The organism is Sphingobium agrisoli, from assembly GCF_041877245.1.
Taxonomy (GTDB): Bacteria; Pseudomonadota; Alphaproteobacteria; order Sphingomonadales; family Sphingomonadaceae; genus Sphingobium.
In genome coordinates, this window is record NZ_JBHDJI010000002.1 from 109,894 (window position 1) to 128,241 (window position 18,348).

Consider the following 18,348-nt stretch of genomic DNA (forward strand, 5'->3'; position numbering starts at 1 on the left):
TCGGCCAGGACTAGATCAGCTTGTCGAGCGTTAGGGGCAGGTCGCGCAGGCGCTTGCCGGTTGCGTTGAAGACGGCGTTGGCGATGGCGGCCGCTACGCCGGTCGTTCCGATTTCGCCGATCCCTCGCGCACCGAGCGGCGAGCGGGGATCGGGGATGTCGGTCCACAGCACATCTATGTCGGGCACGTCGAGATGCACCGGCACATGATAGTCGGCGAGCGACGTGCTCATGATGCGGCCGCTGCGCTCGTCGAGCAGCGTTTCCTCAGTCAGCGCCATGCCAAGCCCCATGATCATGCCGCCCTTGAACTGGCTGGTCGCCGTCTTGGCATTGAGGATGCGGCCGCAATCGAAGGCGCCGACGAGGCGATCGATGCGGATTTCACCCGTGACCTCGCTGACGCGCAACTGACAGAAGTTCGCCGACGTGCTGTGCATCGAATATTTCATGATCTCCAGCGGTGCGCCGCTTTCGCCGACCACGCTAACCTCGCTCCGGCCCGAACGGCGCAGGATGGAAGCGAAGCTTTCCTGGCGGGAGGGGTCTTCGACGCTGCGGAGGCCGCCATCTCCGAATTCCACTTCGCCAGGCTTGAGGCCGGCTAGCGGCGTGTCGTTACCCGCCAGCCGCAGCAGGTCCGTCACCAGCTTGGCACTCGCCGCGGTGATCGCCGAAGCCAGGGACGCGGTTTGCGACGACCCGCCGGCAAAGCTCGCGAAGGGCAGGCTCGAATCCCCGATCGTCACCGTGACACGATCGAGCGGGAGGCCCAGGCGATCGGCGACATGCTGCCGCTGCACAGTCGCGGTTCCCATGCCCATTTCGTGGGCGGCGCTGGCGGCATGGGCATTGCCCTGGGCGTCGATGGTAATCCGCACAGCCGTTCCGGGCATGCGCATGAATGGGAAGGTGCCACTGGCGCAGCCCATGCCGATCAGCCACTCGCCCTCACGTCGCGTGCCCGGATCGGCCAAGCGCTGGTTCCAGCCGATGCGCGCCGCGCCGAGGTCATAGGCCTCCATCATCGCGCTCTGCGAGTGGGGTGCACCGCTCACCGGGTCGCGGCGCGCGACGTTGCGCCGGCGCAGCTCGATGGGGTCCATGCCGAGGACATGCGCCAGTTCGTCCATCGCGCATTCGATCGCAAAGGTGCCTGGCGCCTCTCCGGGCGCGCGCATGAAACTGTTCGCCAGCAGGTCGAGGTCGACATAATGCTGGACGATATCGAAGCTCTCGCTGGCGTAGAGCGAGCGGCCGGTGAGGGTGAAGCCTTCATCGCAGATGCTGTGCAGCGGCCTGACGCCATAGCCATGGTGCAGCAGCGCCTTGAGCTTGCCGTCCGCATCCGCGGCCAGTGCCACTCGCTGCTCTGTTTGCATGCGCCCGCCGATCAGCCGATGCATGCTGGCGCGGGACAGGGCGACGCGCACGGGCCGGTCAGCAAGCTTCGCCGCCGCCGCGCCCAGTATCTGGTGATCCCAAAGGCCCTTCGCGCCGAAGCCTCCGCCCACATAGGGCGAGCTTACCTCCACATCGCCGGCCTTCAGCCCGAATATCTTCGCGAGCGAACCAGCGGTCCCGTGGATCATCTGGGTCGCATCGTGGACGATCAGCTTGCCGTCCCGCCAGACGATCGTCGCGGCATGCGGCTCGATCGGATTATGATTCTCCCAGGGCGTCGTGTAGACGGCGTCGATCCGAAAGGCGGCGTCGGCGAACTTCCGGGTTGGGCCGCCTTTCTCAAGGCGATTGCGTTCGACGAGGATGGACTCGGGCGTATAGGCGCTGGCCTTGCCTTCCTCGAACCGCGTGCGCGCGGGCGCGGCGTCGTAGCGCACGCGGACCAAGGTGGCCGCATGATCGGCCTGCTCTCGCGTTTCAGCCAGCACCACCGCCACCACCTGCCCGTTCCAGCGTATCTCCGGATCCTGCATGATCGGCAATGTATGATTGCCCGCGGCCTTGAGGTTGGTCATGCCGATCGGCGGCGGAACGCTCATTTTGGGGGCGTTGCGATAGGTCATGACGAGCGCGACGCCGGATGCCGCCTCGGCTGCGGAGACATCGACATCGGCGATGCGGCCGCGCGCGATCGTGGAATGAACGAAGGCGGCGTAGAGCAGGTTCTCCATTGCGACTTCGGCGGCAAACCGGGCCGCCCCGCGCACCTTGTCGGGTCCATCGACCCGCGATTGCTGCTCGCCCAACGACACGCGCTTGTCGATCAGCGGATCGGGCGTGCCTCCAGGCAACCAGCTTTCGGGCACTTGGCCGATGACGGCGCGCACGCCGCCGACGATGGCGTTTTGCAGCTTCGTCATGCGGGTGCTCCTGAAGGGGCGGTCAGGACGGCGACCACGGTCCGTTCTACGAGGCCGACCTTGAAGCCGTTGCCCGACAGCGGCCTCGCGCTGGCCAGCTCCTCGCGCATCGCGGCAAGGAAAGCCTCAGGCGTCGGCGTCGCGCCAACCAGCGCCGCTTCGGCCTTTCTTGCCCGCCAGGGCTTGGCCGCCACGCCCCCGAGTGCAATGCGGGCTTGCGTTACGCGCCCGTCGGCGACCGCCAGGCCGCCCGCGACGGAGATCAGCGCGAAGGCATAGCTGGAGCGATCGCGGACCTTGCGATATTCGGCGTGGGTCAGCACGTTAGAAGGAGGCGGCAGTTCGACGGCGGTGATCAGTTCGCCCGGTTTCAACACGGTTTCCACATGAGGCGTAGCGCCGGGCAGGACATGGAAATCATTCAGCGGCACTGACCGGTCGCCATCGGGCCCGGAGAGATGGATCACCGCATCGAGCATGGCGAGCGCCACGCACATGTCGGAAGGATGGGTGGCGACGCACTGATCGGACGCGCCCAAAATGGCATGATAGCGGTTAAATCCATGGATCGCGTCGCATCCGGTGCCCGGCTGCCGCTTGTTGCAGCGCGCGCCTTCGACATCGTAGAAATATATGCAGCGCGTACGCTGTAGGATATTGCCCCCGACCGTGGCCATGTTGCGGATCTGCGCGGAGGCGCCGGCGAGCAACGCGCGCGCAAGCACCGGGTAGCGGCGGCGCACGACCGGATCGGCAGCGACGGCGGCGTTCTTGACTGACGCGTCGATGATCAGCCCGCCACCATCGGTTTCCCGGATGGCGCCCTCCAAAAGGCTGACGTCCACCAGGTCGCTCGCCTGTTCGACATTCTGCCGCAGAAGATCGACGAGGTTGGTCCCGCCGCCCAGAAACCGTGCGCCACTCTCCACGCGAGCAAGCGCGTCGGCCCGATCCGTAGCGCGACCGTAAGTCAAGGGCGTCATGCCGCTGTCTCCACCAGCATCGCCTCGATCGCCTCGACGATCCCGTTATGTGCGCCGCAACGGCAGAGATTGCCGCTCATGCGCTCGCGTATCTCCGTGCGCGTTGCGACCGGTGAGGCGGCGAGATCGAATGTCACGTAGCTTGGGTCGCCTCGGCGAAGTTCCTCCGCCATGCCGATCGCCGAGCAGATCTGGCCGGGCGTGCAGTAGCCGCATTGCAGCCCGTCATGCGCAACGAAGGCCTGCTGCAACAGGTGAAGATCCCCGTCTTCACCCGCCAGGCCTTCTATCGTCCGCACCTCGCAACCGTCCGCCTGAGCCGCCAGGGTCAGACAGGACAGGACGCGGCGGCCATCGACAAGAACTGTGCACGCGCCGCAGGCACCCTGATCGCAGCCCTTCTTTGTACCGGTGAGATGAAGATGCTCGCGTAGCAAATCCAGCAGCGAGACCCGGGCATCGCCGGGCGGCGGAACTTCTGTGCCGTTCACAGATATCGTCATGACTTGGCTCCATCCGTTCGCGCGACGCGACTCGTGCGATGTCATCCACAAGATACTACGAAGTTCGGACTATTCAATCTTCGTTGTAGACGATCTTTGTAATCATCGCGATGAACCGATCTCGTTCCTCGGCCGACAGCCGCGAAAGCATCAGCATATACATTTGCCGATATTTCTCGACCTGAGCCTGGGCGTGGGCCGCACCAGCCTCGGACAGGGTCAGCGCGACCGCCCGGCGATCCACTTCGATCCGCTCGCGCTTCAGGAAGCCTCGCTTCACGAGCCGATCCGTCGCCGACGACAAGGTCGTCGTCGGCACCGCGAGGAAGCGCGCGACATCCGTCGGCCCGCAACCGGCATGGTCCGCGACATAGAGCAGCACGGCCTTGTCCAACTCGGCGAGCGGCCGCTCGGAACGTCGGGCGTCGGCCAGCTTGTATCGCCGCGCGAAGGTGTCGAACGCGGCGCTCAGTGCGGCGAGCTGGTCTTCGGTCGGATCGCTCATTCTGCCCGCATATCGCGTCTTCGCCTGCGCGAGAAGCGCGACCGCGTGAATCGGTATCTGCTGCGTAAGCTGGTGATCGAGCGGCCCAATCACGTCCTCGTGTGCCGACGTGACCTGCGTCCCCCCGACATCGGGTTCACGCACATCGCAGACGGCGGAGGGACGTTCGCGCATGTCATAAGCAGCACGGCAGGTTGAAGCCGATCGGCTGCGACAACCCTATCCCGAACGGCTGGCTTAGCATGAATGTGATGCGGGCGCAGGCGGCGCGATCCGGTGCTGGGGCTGTGCCGCGTAGGGCGCGGCAGTAGTGCGTATGGAATTCCTCATTCATAGCGCAGAGCATGAATCGGGTTCGTGCGGGCCACCCGAAAGCTGTGCGCGCCAATGGTCGCGACCGCGATCAGCAGGGCCAGCCCGCCCGCCAGCAGGAACGGCAGCGGCGTCAGAGCGATCCGCGCGTCGAAGCCATTGAGCCAGTCGCGCATTACCCACCAGGCGATCGGCCAGGCTATGAGGTTGGCGATCAGCACCGGGCGGCTGAACTGCCACACGAGCAACTGCACGATCCGCAGTGTGCTGGCGCCCAGCACCTTGCGGATGCCGATCTCCTTGGTCCGGCGCTGGGCGGTGAAGGCCGACAGCCCGAACAGGCCGAGGCAGCCCACGATCACCGCCAGGAGCGCAAAGGCGGCGAAGGCCTGTGCGCGCGCTTCCTCGGCGCGATACAGGTCACGGACGATGTCGTCGCCGAACCGGGCGGTGAAGGGCACGTCGCGCGCGAGCCGCTTCCATACCGCTTCGATCCGGCCCAGCACCGCGGCGGGATCGCCGCGATAGCGCACCAGCATCTCGTTATGGCGAGCGCGGTCGTAGAAGAAGAAGATCGGGTCAATGGGATCGCGAACCGAACGGAAACGCGAATTCTGAACCACGCCGATGATCGTGACTGGCACGCTGCCGCCATATTCATCCTGCACCAGGCCGATACGGACCTGCTTGCCGATCGCTTCCTGCGGCGAGCGGAAGCCGAGCCGCTGAACCGCAAGCTGGTTGATCACCGCATTGGCGCCGCGCGCCGCGAATGCGCGTTCGGCCGCCGGGTCTTGCGGAAAGGGACGGTTCGAATCGTCCATCGGACGATTGATGTCGAACGCGCGCCCCGCCAGCAGCTTGATGCCCATCGTGTCGAAAAATTGGGTGTCGACCTGATAGACGCCCATGTTGATCGGGTCTTCGCGGCCGGGCACGATGACGCCGTTATTGGTGTTGTTCTTCGTATCGATGCCGATGGTCGTGCGGCCCGTCGCTACGACGCCGTCGACCCTTTCGATCTCGCGTACCATCGTTTCGAGTATCGGCGCGAGCTGCCGCCGGCTGATCCCGGCGATCTGGATCAGCCCTTCGCGCTGGTAGCCAGGGTCGGAATGGCGCGCATAGAGGGTCTGCGCATAGATGACGGCCGTGCAGATGATGAGGCCGATCGACACCGCGAACTGCGCGACGACCAAGGCGCTGCGCAACCGGCCCGATCCTTCGGCGTCGGCCGCCGACTTGTTCGCCTTGAGCACGCGCGCGGGCTGAAAGCGGGACAGGTAGAAGGCGGGATAGACGCCCCCGGCCACCCCCACCAGCAGGACAAGGCCCAATATGGGCAGGATCAGACCGCCGCCGCCGAAATAATGCAGCGTCAGCTCTGCGTCGAGGAACCGGCTGACCAGCGGCAGCAGCAATTCGGTCAGCGCCAGCGCGACCAGCATTGCCACTGCCGACATCAGGATGGATTCGCCGATGAATTGCAGGATCAGCTGGCGGCGATTGGCCCCCAGCACCTTGCGCAGGGCGACCTCCCGGGCACGCTGACTGGCGCGCGCGGTCGCCAGGTTGACGAAGTTGACGCAGGCCATGCCCAGGATCAACACCGCGACGATGGCGAAGGTGACGATCGAGCCGCGATCATTGCCCGGCGCCATCGCCCCGCCCTGCGCCCTCCCGAGATGCACGTCGCGAATATTGGTCAGCGCGAAATCCATGTCGTCGCCCTGGTTCAGGCGGCGGCCGCCGAAAAACTCGTCGGGAATGTTGCGCTTTTCCCATTTCGGCAGCTGGGCGTTGATCGCCGCCGCGTCCGCGCCCTGCTTCAGGCGGACATAGACCCAGCCCGACTGCCAGCCCCATTGCCGCAGGAAATCGGGCGTGTCGGCCCAATAGCTGACCGGATCGTAGCGCGCGAGCATCGAGATTTTGAGGTGCGAGGCCCTGGGCAAATCCTTGAGCACGCCAGTCACGCGATAATCCGCCGAACTGCCGCGCGAGACCAGCGTCAAAGTCTGGCCCATCGGATCATGATCGCCGAACCGTCGCCGCGCCTCGCTCTGTGACAGTACCATGTCGCCCGGCCGGGCAAGCGCGGTGCGGGGATCACCCCTGACCAGCGGCAGGGCGAGCACGTCGAACACGGGGCCGTCGACATAGTTCATGTCCTCGATCTCGCTCGCTTCGCCATTACGCAGCACGACCGGCCCGGCCGATAGGAGATGTACGGTCGCTGCGATCTGCGGAAAATCCTTCCGCAGCGCCGCCTGCGTGACATAGGGGGCCATTTGCAGGTTGTTCTGCTGGCCGCCATTGGGATCGGTGTAGAAGGTCTGGAACTGGAAGGTCCGGTCCGCCTGCGGCACCCAAGCGTCAAAGGTAAGCTCGTTGCGGACGAACAGCAGGATGATGAGGCAGGCGGCCATGCCGGTCGCCAGCCCCAAAATGTTGATCGCCGCATAGGTCCGGCTTTTGAGCAGCGACCGCAGGCCGACGGTCAGATAGTTGCGCCACATGGCTGGTCTCCGTGATCAGGGATGTCAGGCGGCGCGGCGGCGTTCCTGGAGGATGCGGCCGTCGAGCATGTGGACGACGCGGCTGGCATAGTCGGCATGGGCGGGCGAATGGGTGACCATGACGATGGTCGCGCCTTCGGCATTGAGCGTCTGGAGCATCTTCATCACCTCCTCGCCATGGCTGGTGTCGAGATTGCCGGTGGGTTCGTCCGCGAGGATGAGGCGCGGTTCGGCGACGAGGGCGCGGGCGACGGCGACCCGCTGCTGCTGTCCGCCCGACAGCTGGTTGGGCCGATGGCGCGCACGATGGGCGATGCCGACCCGGTCCATCACCGCCGCGACCTTCGCCTTGCGGACGGCGGGCGGGATGGCGTGATAGAGCAGCGCCAGTTCGATATTCTCGGCGACGGTCAGCTCGTCAATCAGGTTGAAGCTCTGGAAGATGAAGCCCAGATGCGTCTTGCGGATGCCCGCCAGCCTGGGTTCGGGCAGGCCGCCGACCTCGATGTCGCCGAAGCGGTAGGAGCCGCTCGACGGACCGTCGAGCATACCGATGACATTCAGCAGGGTCGACTTGCCGCAGCCCGACGGTCCCATGATCGCGACGAACTCGCCTTCGAAAATGTCGAGGTCGATGGCGTCCAGCGCTGTCGTTTCGACCAGATCGGTCCGATAGACACGGCTGAGTTCTCGCAGGCTTAGCATCGCTTGGGTCATGTCTTTGCCTTTCATTCGCGTTCGAGGACCAGCCGATCCTTGTCGGCGAACCCGGTATAGGGGGATGTGAGAACCTTCTCGCCCGGCTGGAGGCCGTCGAGAATTTCGATGAAGTCGGCGTTGCGCCGGCCAAGGCGGACGGCGCGCTTCACCGCCTCGCCGCCGTCCGGCGTCACCACGAACACCCAGCTGCCGCCGGTTTCATTGTAGAAACTGCCGTTGGGGATCAGCCGCGCCCGGACCGGGTCGCCCAGCGTCAGTTTCGTTTGCAGCGTCTGGCCGCGCTGAATCTGGGGCGGTTCACCGTCCAGAAATTGCAGGTCGATCTCGAACTGGCCGTTGCGGACGGTCGGATAGATTTTGGCGACCTTCATCCGGTAGGACTTGCCGTTCCAGTCGACGGCCGCAGCCTGGCCCGGCTGGACGCGGGGCAGATAATATTCGTCGATGCCGGCGACCAGCTTGTTGCGGCCGGGGCTGTCGATCTGGCCCAGCCGCTCGCCGCGCGCCATCGATTGTCCGACCTGAATCGAAAAGGCGGAGACGGTGCCAGCTACTGGCGCGCGCAGGTTCAGCGCTTCCAAACTGCCCCGCGCGACCGCCAGGCTCGATTGCAGCGTGTCGGCAGAGGCGCGCAGCTGCGCCAGCTGGCTCGATTGAAGCCGCTCGTCGGTGCGCTGCGCCTGCGCCAGGACGGCGCGCCGGTCGCGTTGATAGGCAAAGCCGTCGCGCGTGTCGGCGAAGGTCCGGCCGGCGACGAACCCGCGCGCGGCCAGCGGCGCTTCCCGTTCATACTGACGCTGCGCCTTCTTGAGGTCGAGATCGGCTTCGAGCAAGGCGCGCGCATTGGTCAAGCGGGTCTGCGACAGCGCCAGTTCCTGGCTGCGCATCGAATTGAGCTGCTGTGTCACCTCGGTCTGCCGGGCGAGCACGGATAGTTGCAGTTCCGCGTTGGACAGGCGGGCAAGCAGCTGGCCTTTCTGGACGGTCGCGCCATCCTCGACCAGCACGTCCTCGACCCGGCCGCCCTCGATGGCATCGAGATAGACGGTGACGAGTGGCGTGACGCGCGCGCGCAGGGGAAGGAAATCGTCGAACCGGCCCTCGGTCACCGTCGAGATGGCGATGCGGTCCGCAGGCACGGTCTGGCTGTCGCCACGCGGCAGATAGACCCAGCCGATGCCCAGCAAAGCGGCCGCGCCCACGGCGGCGAGGCCGATCTTCGCGCGCAACGGCAGAGTGCGACGGGCGACGACCCGGTCCATCGCGCCCCCGCTGCGAGGCTGCTCGGCCGGCCGGGCATCGGTCTGCATGGTGACAACGCTCATCGCGGGCCGCTCTCCTGTCCGATATCGGTCATATCTTGTCCGGTTTCGGACATCAGGCGAGATAGGGCTTGCATCGGGCGATCGCTTCCGCGCCGCAACGCGGGCCAGCGCAATCGGCTGCCGCGCGTCGCGGTAACTCGCACCCGATCGGGCGGGATTCCGCCTGTGGCGCGATCATCACCGACAAAACAGCCGCTAAACCGAAACTCGCGGCGAGCAATTTGGGCAGCAACAGGGCGGAATGGCGGTGCATCACGGGTCTCCGGCTGAGCGGGGGACACCGCTCTTCGTTCAAGCCTTTCGCAAGCCCCGTGCCAACCGCCTTGACGCGCCCCAATCCGCACCCGCGCGATGCAAAGCCGCGTTTTGGCATGGATATTGATTGCACGGTTCTGGACAGGCGCTGTACGGAAGTGGACACATGAGCCAGGCAAAGCCTTTTGATCTCTGCGTGGTCATCGACGACGATGACGACATATTGCTGGCCGCGCGTCTGCTGCTGCGCGGTATTTTTGCCGAAGTGCTGATCTTCCCCGATCCCGAGGCGGCCTTTGCCGCGACCGGCGGGCGGACCCCAGAAGCGATCCTGCTTGATGCCAATTTCTCGCGCGGGGCCACCAACGCGGCGGAAGGCTTCGCCTGGCTCGGCCGCTTCCTGGAGCGCGATCCCCAGGCCGTGATCGTGATGATCACCGCTCACGCCGGCGTTCAGGTCGCGATCGAGGCGATGAAGCGGGGCGCGACCGACTTCGTCACCAAACCCTGGTCGAACGAACGGCTGCTGGCCACGGTCCGAACCGCCGCCTCGCTGCGCGCGTCGCGCCGGATCGCGGCGGAGCGGGACGAGATCGCGCTGATCGCCGCCGCGCCGCCGGGGGAGACCCCGCTGCTGGGATCATCGCCCGCCATGGCACGGGTCCAGCAACTGATCGATCGCGCCGCGCCGACGGACGCCAATGTCCTCATTCTGGGCGAGAACGGCACGGGTAAGGAACTGGTCGCGCGCGAACTTCATCGCCGCTCGCGCCGCGCCAGCCGGATCATGATGCCGGTGGATCTCGGCGCGGTGGCCGAAAGCGTGATCGATTCCGAACTGTTCGGCCATGTGAAGGGCGCCTTTACTGACGCGCGCGCCGATCGGATCGGCCGATTGCAGGCGGCCGATGGCGGCACGCTGTTTCTCGACGAGATCGGCAACCTGCCGCTGCACCTTCAACCCAAGCTGCTGACCGCGCTGGAGCAGCGCAAGGTAACGCCGGTCGGCGCGAACAAGGCGGTGCCGGTCGATATCCGCGTGATCGCCGCCACCAATCTCAGCGCCGGCCAGATCGCCGACGAGCGGCGCTTCCGTCAGGATCTGCTGTTCCGGCTCAACACGGTGGAGATATTGCTGCCGCCGTTGCGCGATCGGCGAGAGGATATTCCCGCTCTGGTCTCGCATTATCACGCGCTCTATGCCCGCAAATATGCGCGGACGGTGCATCCGATCGCGGCGGAGTTGATGGCGGCGCTGCTCGCCTATGACTGGCCTGGCAATATCCGCGCGCTGCGTCATGCGATCGAACGGGCTGTCATCCTGGCTGGCGACGCGCCCTTCACGATCGACGACATCCCGCTACGCGGGCCTGACGCGGCCACGCCGGCCCGGGTCGATCGGACGGCTGTCGTCGAAGCCACGCCTGTGCCCGACGACATGAACCTGGAGCGGGTCGAGCGTCGGCTGGTGGAAGCGGCGCTGACCAAGCATGGCTACAACATCTCCGGCGCTGCGGCCGAACTGGGTCTCACGCGCGCATCCCTTTATCGCCGCATGGAAAAGCATGGGCTTTGACCGTCATTATACGCTGGGCCTGGCGCTTCACCTCGCCATGGCGATGGTCTGCCTCGCCGCCTTCGCCTGGTCGCTGCTGACCCCTGATCTCGGCGCGGTTCGGATTCTTTGCGCGGCGGCCGTCCTCATGAGCGGGATCGGGCTGTGGCGGCATGTTCGGCGCGCCAATTTCGAACTGGCGCGCTTCGTCGAGGCGATTGAGTTCGGCGATTTGCAGGCCCGCTTCGCTCGCCCCGGATCGGACAGCGGCTTCGACCGGCTGGGCGAGGCGCTGGATCGCGGCATCCGCAAGCTGCGCGACGATCGGGTGCGGCTTCAGGAAGCGTCACGCTTCTACGAAGCGCTCGCCGACGACGCGCCCGCCGCCCTGCTGACGATCGATCCCGACGGCAGAATCGAGCCGGTGAACAAGGCTGCACGCAAGCTGTTCAACCGCCATGTCGGCGTCCGCCCTGACGATTATGCCCCCTATGGCGGCCATTTCGCCGCGACGCTCACCGGGCTGGAGCCCGGCCGCAGCCAGACCATGCTGATCGAAACCGACATCGGACCGCAGCGCGTGCTGGTCCGCTGCGCCAGCCTGACGAGGATCGGCGGCGCGACGCGGGTCATCGCGGTGCAGGTGATCCAGCAGGCGCTGAATGCGGTCGAGGTGGCGGCGCAAAGCGATCTGATCCGCGTGCTGACGCATGAAATCATGAACAGCATGACCCCGGTGACTTCGCTGGCGCGAACCGCGTCGGACCTGATGGAGCAGGCGGACGATGGCCGCGATCCGCTGATCGCCGACGCCCGCGCGGCCGTCGATACGCTGGCCCGCCGCGCCGACGGGGTCATGCATTTCGTCGAAACCTATCGCACCATCACCCGCCCGCCGCAGGTCGATCGCCGTCTCTTCGCCGCCCGGCCGTTCGCCGACGAGCTCGCCAAGCTGTTCGCCGCCGACGCCGATCGGTCGCGCGTCCGGCTTGCCGTCGACGTCACGCCGGCCGACCACCGGATAGACGCCGACCCGGATCTGCTGGCGCAGGTCGTCATCAACCTGCTGCGCAACGCGGCCGACGCGGCGGAATGTCATCGCGACCGGCCGGAGGTTTCGATCACCATCGCGGCGACCGGCGCAGGGCGCACGCGGATCGAGGTGGCGGACAATGGCCCTGGCGTGCCCGAAGCGCTGCGACACGATATTTTCCTGCCCTTCTTCACCACCAAGAAGACCGGGAGCGGCATCGGACTGAGCTTCGCGCGGCAGGTGCTGCTGGCGCATGACGGCAGCATCGAAATCGACAGCGCAGCATCGGGCGGCGCCTTGTTCCGCCTCACGATTTGAGGCCTCGGCAAACATCGCTCTGCGACATTATCGGTGATGATCTCGGCGCCCCTTCCCGCCGCCGCCCGCGACGCGCTTGTCCTAAGCGCCCAGCCAACCCGATATGATGTCGCCCCTATGTCCTTCTGGTGCCAAGGCTTCGCGCAACGCCTCGAGCAGAGGCGGCAATGTCTGCGTGAAGGCGTAAGGCGGATTGACGATGAAGAGGCCGGCGCCGTTGTAGATGCCGGGTTGCTCGCTGTCGTACAGCCAATGCTCCACCCGCAGCAGTTTGGGGATGCCGAGCTTGCGCAACTGCTCCTTCCACTGCCGATGCGTCGCGCGGTCTTTCAGCGGAAACCAGATCACCGTGACACCATGCGCCCATTTGCGGTGAGCGGCGGCGAGGGTGGCAGTGATGCGAGCCCGCTCGTCCGTCTGCTCGTAAGGCGGGTCGACCACCACCATGCCGCGCGCGGTGCGGGTCGGCAGCATGGCCAGCCATAGTTCGTAGGCGTCGCGGTGATGCACGGCCGCATTGCTGTCCCGCATCACACCGCGCAGGGCATAAACATCCTTCGGGTGCTTTTCATTGAGGATCAGGACATCCTGTGGCCGCAAAAGCTGCGCCAGGATCTTCGGCGAACCGGGATAGAGGTGCGGCTCGCCGCCAGCATTCATCGCCTGCACGGCGGCGCGGTAGTCGTCCAGCAAGGGATTCCTATTGGCAAAGGCCCGCAGCACGCCGTGCACGGCCTCGCCGGTGCGTTGCGCGTCGTCGCTGCCAAGGTCGTACAGCCCGCAACCGGCATGGGTGTCGATCAGGGTCAACGCGCCCTCCTTCTGCTGCAACGCCCGCACCAGAGCGATCAGGAGGGCGTGCTTCACGACATCGGCGCTGTTGCCAGCATGGAAGGAATGGCGATAATTCATTGTGACTCAGAATTTGGTGAGTGGCCTCTACACGATGGTCTCAACCTTCTGCAAAGCGAAGCTGTGGCCGCGCTAGTGTCGCCGAGCACGCAAGAGTCCAGCCCGTTCACTTCATATCGTTGCGGCGGATCGGCGGACGCCGACGTCAGGCCGCATCCGCATCATGATGTCGACAGGGAGGCGTACAGGCCGCCGCCCCCGTGCTGTCGCGAAAGATCAGTTGATACGGCAGCAGCGGATGGGCGTCCGGGTCAGCGGGACTGGTCCTCAGTCGCGCGCTGACCAGGATATCGACCGCCGCCGCCGCCATCTCGGCCTTGGGCTGACGCACGGTGGTGAGCTGGGGCCAGGCCGCCCGCGAAGACGGCGCATCGTCGAAGCCGCAGATCGACAGGGCATCGGGCACCGGAATTCCGCGCTTCATGGCGGTGATGAGCACGCCCAGAGCCATGTCGTCATTGGCGGCGAAGATGGCCGTGGGCGGGTTCGCGCGCGACAGGAGGCACTCGCCTAGCTCCAGGCCGGTCCGCAGCGCAAAGTCGCCGCGCAAGATCAGGCTGTCGTCGACGTCGATCCCGGCGCGCGCCATCGCCTGCCGAAATCCTTCCTCGCGTCTGGCGGAGGCGCGGTGATGGGATGGCCCCTGCACGAAGCCGATGGTTCGATGGCCCAGCCCGATCAGATGCTCCGTCATGTCTCGCGCTGCGCCCAGATCGTCCATGTGCACCGTGCCTGAAGAGGGCGGCACGACGCTGGGCGCCACCAGGACGATCGGCAAGCCCAGCTCTTCGAAAAGGCGCGTTAAAGCCGGCTCATCACAGATTGGCGGCGCGACGATCGCCCCATCCAGCCGGAGCGCAGCGACGCCTTCTCGAACCCGCGCGTCCCAGTCCGGCTGGCTGAGGTCCACCGGCTCGACCACCAGATGATAGCTTCGGTCGCGGCACCGCATCATCGCCCCATGCTGCAGGTCGGCCGCATAGCCCGACGCCGGATCGTCGATGAACAGGCCGATCAGATAGGATCTGGAACCCGAAAGGCTGCGGGCGAAGGCGTTCGGCCGATAATTAAGCTCGGCGACGACCCGTTCGACCGACGCGCGCACTTCTGGCCGGACATAGGCTTCACCGTTGATGACGCGGGACACCGTCTTGGGCGACACGCCCGCCCTGGCGGCGACATCCTTGATGGTGATCATGCTTGTCCCGCCTCTCCCCTTGGCGCTCGGCTTAAAAGCGCGAAGAGCGCAATCACGGCATAGCAGGCGGCCGGCAGCGCCAGCGCCTGCAACAAACCGACAGCATCGGCCGCGGCGCCGGTGAGCAGGGGAATAATGGCCCCGCCGACGACGGCCATGCACAGCCACATGGAAGCGAGCGGCGCGAGCCGGCTGTCCTGCGGCAACGCCATCGCATAGATGACCGGGTACATGATCGCGTTGCACAGGCCGATCGCGATCAGCGCGGCCGATCCCGCCACACCCGGCAGGACGATTGCGGCCCCCGTCAGCAGGATGGCGCCCAGCGCAGCCAGGAACAGCAGCGTGCCCTCCGATATGCGTGCCATCATCCACGACCCGGCGAACCGGCCCACCATCGCGCCTGCCCAATAGAGACTGACGAGCCGGCCCGCATTCACAGGATCCAGCGCAAGCCGCTGTGGCAGCATGCGGATGTTGGTCATCAATGTGCCGATGGTCACCTCCGCCCCGACATAGACGAAGATGGCGATGCTTCCCCATAGCAGGCGGCGGTCGGCCAGGATGGAAAATATCTGCCTCCCCCACCCGTCGGGCAGGCGATGTCCACCCGGCTCCCGGTGACGCAGCAATGCGCCGTGCCGGAAATAGGCCAGCGCCAGCAACGCCAATACGCAGCCTGTCGCGATGAAGGGCGTGGACGCGGTGATGGCGCCCGCCTCACCCGGCCGGATGTCCGCCAGCAGGAACGGCGCGCTGGTCAACGGACCGAGCACTGTGCCGAGCGAGTTGAACCCCTGGAGCAGGGTGAGGCGCGATGCCGCGCGCCGGGAAGGGCCGATGATCGTGACCACGGTATTCGCGGCGATCTGCAACACCGTCTGCCCGGCCGACACCAGCAACAAGGCAGCCAGCAACAGCGAAAAACGAGCGATACTCTGCGTCACCACCACGGCAAGACAGCCAGCCGCCATGATCGACAGCCCCACGCAGATCGCGCGCATATAGCCCACGCGGACAATCGTCAGCGCGGCAGGTAGCGCGAACAGCAGATAGCTGGAATGGAACGCCAACTGGATCAACATGGCGCTGTGATAGTCCAGCTGCAGCACCGACTTGAGCTGCGGCACCAGCAGGCTGATCGAAGCGCTCAGGAACCCGCCGATGAAGAAGACGCCTATCGACAGCCGGAACAACCGGGTCGCAACCTCTTCCGCCGACAGCGGCTGCATTCCTTCCCCATGATCCGTCATGACGCCATCATGGCATTCTTTTCCCTCGCGCGGGAAGATGGTGATGCACAAAAAACACAGCGTCTGACATCGATGTCAAACACGCCTTGACAACGATGTCAGATCATCCGAATAGGCGCCCGAGAAGCAATTATGTTTTCGGGAGGATAGTCATGAAAAGGCGCGCACTTGTCGCGAGCACGGCGCTCGCAGCATGTCTTGTTTCCGTTTCGGCCGCGCAGGCGCAGACCGCGCCGGCCACGGCTCCGCAAGAGCCTCAGGTTGATGCCGGCGGCGACATCATCGTCACCGCAACCCGCCGCGAAACCAGCCTGCAATCCACGCCGATCGCGATATCGGCCTTCAACCAGGACACGCTGACGAAGAACGGCGTCAAGGACGTGACGGACCTCGCCCGGTTCGTGCCGTCGCTTCAGTTCAACCAGCAGGGCGATCAGTCCGCCGTGCTGTTGACTCTGCGCGGCATCGGCAACGACAGCGCCTATACCGAAGTCGCCGACCCTGAGGTCGCCATCTATGTCGACGGCATCTATTCCCCGCGCTCGCAGGGCGCGTCCGTCCTGATGTACGATATGGAACGGGTGGAAGTGCTGCGCGGACCGCAGGGCACCCTGTTCGGCCGGAACGCCACTGTCGGCGCGCTCAGCCTCATCTCGGCCAAGCCCAAGCTGGGCGCGTTCGAGGGCAATGTGGAATTCACCGCCGGCAATTACGACCGCTTCGGCGTGCGCGGCGCGATCAACATCCCGGTCACGGACACGCTCGCCTTCCGGGTCGCCTTCGTCAGCGATCGCCATGACGGCTATGCCGACTACCAGCCCGCCCCGAACATCCCCGGCATCAACCGGTCGGCCTTCGTCACCTCCGGCAAGAAATATTATGCCGCTGACCAGCAGTCCGGACGCGTATCGATGCTATGGCAGCCGAGCGACCGGTTCAGCTGGAACCTGTCGGCCGAAGGCTTCCTCGATACCGGCGCGCCGGTGATCGGCCTGCTCCAGACACCGCGCCCCGGCACCAAGCGCTGGTCGACCCTGAGCGACACGGCCCCCGATACCGACCGCTACTCGGTCGCGGTGCGCAGCACCATGAACTATGACATTACCGATGGCGTGCAGCTGAGCTACATCGCCGGCTGGTCGCGGATCGGCGGATCGACCCGGACCGACGCGGACGCAGGTGCGCTGCCCCCCACCGGCCAGCGGGACGCGGACGGCAACGACCTGCCGCTGGGCGCCTTCAACGAAAACCGGACGCTCTCGTCGCGCTATGATTTCCAGAGCCACGAAATCCAGCTGAAGTCGACCGGCGAGCAGGATCTCGACTGGATCTTGGGCGCCTATTACAGCCATGAAAAGAACCGCATCCGCTTCGACATCGATCAGCGCAACGGCTATCGCGACGGCACGTTCAGCTGGGCCGGCAGCTTCATCCAGGCCAACCGCCAGATCGACAGCCGCGCCGTCTTCGGTCAGGCCGTCTGGCACGCCACCGACTGGCTGCGCGTCACCGGCGGCCTTCGCTACACGTCTGACAAGAAAGAAGATATCGGCGGCCGCAACGTCACATTCTCGGGCGAAGGCTGCACTGTTGCGGACCGCGCGCCGGGCGGCGCGTGCACCGGCGGCATCTTCGGCGCCTATCCCAATGCGACCGCCGCGGAACTGGTGGCCCTGCTGCCGGGCTTCTCGATCTCGAACAATGACGTGAAGGGCAAGTGGGACAAGCTGACCTACCTCGCCCGCGTCGACGCGGACTTGGCGCCGGACACGCTCGGCTATGCCAGCATCTCGACCGGCTTCAAGTCGGGCAACATCCAGGACAATGCCGGCCTGACCGATCCGGAAACGCTGACCAACTATGAAGTCGGCATCAAGACGCGCCTGCTCGACCGCCGCGTGACACTGAACCTTGCCGCCTATTATTCGGACTTCAAGGGTTACCAGGTCAACCAGGCCGTCACCTTCCGCGACGCGGCCGGCAATGTCGTTCGCAGCCAGATCGTCACCCAGAATGCGCAAGGCGCCAAGGCCTATGGTCTGGAAGGCGAACTCAATGCCAACTTCACCGACAATGACCGCGTCCAGCTGTCGGCGACGGTCCAGAAGACCAAGCTCGATGAACTGCAAAGCGTCGACGGGCGGCTCTATGACGGCGGCAAGGCGTCGTCGATCGTGGAGCTGAAGGGCAACGAGCTGGCGCATGCGCCGCGCTTCTCCGCCACCCTCAGCTACGAACATGATTTCGAGCTGGCGAGCGGCGCGCGGATCACGCCGCGCTTCACGACCCATTATGAAACGAAGAGCTGGCTGAGCTATTTCAACGGCGACGCCAACCCGTTCGTGAACGCCAACCTGCCGGCAGACAACATGCCCGACCGTGGCACCAATGGCACCGACTGGGATCGGCAGAAGGCCTATTTCCGGTCCGACGCGTCGATCCGCTTCACCAGCGCGGACCAGAATTATTCGGTGGAGGCCTTCGTCCAGAACATCGAAAACGGCCGCATCCGCACCGGCGCGGGGGCGTTCGGCGCGCCCCGCTACGAACCGGTGTTCCTGTCCAACCTTCAGCCGCCCCGGACCTGGGGCGTTCGCGCTCGGGCCAATTTCTGATCGGCTGAAGCCGGGGGCC

The 18,348-nt window shown here is 65.6% G+C and carries 13 protein-coding genes; 3 read left to right on the forward strand and 10 right to left on the reverse strand.

Annotation, left to right across the window (positions count from 1 at the left end):
- Window positions 1–10 precede the first annotated feature (10 nt).
- From ACETPF_RS04845 to ACETPF_RS04875, 7 genes are all read right to left on the reverse strand, one after another.
- Window positions 11–2,323 (reverse strand): xanthine dehydrogenase family protein molybdopterin-binding subunit, encoded by a 2,313-nt coding sequence (locus tag ACETPF_RS04845; RefSeq protein WP_373933177.1) that lies wholly within the window; start codon window positions 2,321–2,323, stop codon window positions 11–13.
- A complete protein-coding gene (locus ACETPF_RS04850) occupies window positions 2,320–3,306 on the reverse strand; it encodes an FAD binding domain-containing protein (RefSeq protein WP_373933178.1) in 987 nt (328 codons plus the stop codon). Before ACETPF_RS04850 ends, ACETPF_RS04845 begins: the two co-directional genes overlap by 4 nt.
- Window positions 3,303–3,809, reverse strand: coding sequence for a 2Fe-2S iron-sulfur cluster-binding protein (locus ACETPF_RS04855; RefSeq protein ID WP_373933179.1), 507 nt, complete (start codon window positions 3,807–3,809; stop codon window positions 3,303–3,305). The genes ACETPF_RS04850 and ACETPF_RS04855 overlap by 4 nt, the downstream gene beginning before the upstream one ends.
- Window positions 3,810–3,882: 73 nt before the next feature.
- Window positions 3,883–4,458 (reverse strand): MarR family winged helix-turn-helix transcriptional regulator, encoded by a 576-nt coding sequence (locus tag ACETPF_RS04860; RefSeq protein ID WP_373933180.1) that lies wholly within the window; start codon window positions 4,456–4,458, stop codon window positions 3,883–3,885.
- A 182-nt stretch (window positions 4,459–4,640) separates the two neighbouring features.
- Window positions 4,641–7,145, reverse strand: coding sequence for an ABC transporter permease (locus ACETPF_RS04865; RefSeq protein WP_373933181.1), 2,505 nt, complete (start codon window positions 7,143–7,145; stop codon window positions 4,641–4,643).
- Window positions 7,146–7,169: 24 nt separating this feature from the next.
- On the reverse strand, window positions 7,170–7,862 hold the full coding sequence (locus ACETPF_RS04870) for an ABC transporter ATP-binding protein (RefSeq protein WP_373933182.1): 693 nt from the start codon (window positions 7,860–7,862) through the stop codon (window positions 7,170–7,172).
- A gap of 11 nt (window positions 7,863–7,873) precedes the next feature.
- On the reverse strand, window positions 7,874–9,190 hold the full coding sequence (locus ACETPF_RS04875; RefSeq protein WP_373933183.1) for an efflux RND transporter periplasmic adaptor subunit: 1,317 nt from the start codon (window positions 9,188–9,190) through the stop codon (window positions 7,874–7,876).
- A 421-nt stretch (window positions 9,191–9,611) separates the two neighbouring features.
- On the opposite strand from ACETPF_RS04875, the gene ACETPF_RS04880 reads away from it, so the two are divergent.
- A complete protein-coding gene (locus tag ACETPF_RS04880; protein ID WP_373933184.1) occupies window positions 9,612–11,021 on the forward strand; it encodes a sigma-54-dependent transcriptional regulator in 1,410 nt (469 codons plus the stop codon).
- Complete coding sequence (locus ACETPF_RS04885; RefSeq protein ID WP_373933185.1) at window positions 11,011–12,351, forward strand: sensor histidine kinase; 1,341 nt, start codon at window positions 11,011–11,013, stop codon at window positions 12,349–12,351. Before ACETPF_RS04880 ends, ACETPF_RS04885 begins: the two co-directional genes overlap by 11 nt.
- A gap of 81 nt (window positions 12,352–12,432) precedes the next feature.
- Here ACETPF_RS04885 and ACETPF_RS04890 read toward each other — a convergent pair whose 3' ends face one another.
- The 3 genes from ACETPF_RS04890 to ACETPF_RS04900 all read right to left on the reverse strand — a co-directional run bounded on the left by ACETPF_RS04890 (window position 12,433) and on the right by ACETPF_RS04900 (window position 15,714).
- Window positions 12,433–13,263 (reverse strand): 23S rRNA (adenine(2030)-N(6))-methyltransferase RlmJ, encoded by an 831-nt coding sequence (locus ACETPF_RS04890; RefSeq protein WP_373933186.1) that lies wholly within the window; start codon window positions 13,261–13,263, stop codon window positions 12,433–12,435.
- A 145-nt stretch (window positions 13,264–13,408) separates the two neighbouring features.
- Window positions 13,409–14,461, reverse strand: coding sequence for a LacI family DNA-binding transcriptional regulator (locus ACETPF_RS04895; RefSeq protein WP_373933187.1), 1,053 nt, complete (start codon window positions 14,459–14,461; stop codon window positions 13,409–13,411).
- Window positions 14,458–15,714: an MFS transporter gene (locus tag ACETPF_RS04900; protein WP_373933188.1), complete on the reverse strand. Its 1,257-nt coding sequence runs from the start codon at window positions 15,712–15,714 to the stop codon at window positions 14,458–14,460. Before ACETPF_RS04900 ends, ACETPF_RS04895 begins: the two co-directional genes overlap by 4 nt.
- A 152-nt stretch (window positions 15,715–15,866) precedes the next feature.
- Between ACETPF_RS04900 and ACETPF_RS04905 the strand changes: the two genes are divergently transcribed.
- Window positions 15,867–18,329, forward strand: coding sequence for a TonB-dependent receptor (locus ACETPF_RS04905; RefSeq protein ID WP_373933189.1), 2,463 nt, complete (start codon window positions 15,867–15,869; stop codon window positions 18,327–18,329).
- Window positions 18,330–18,348 lie beyond the last annotated feature (19 nt).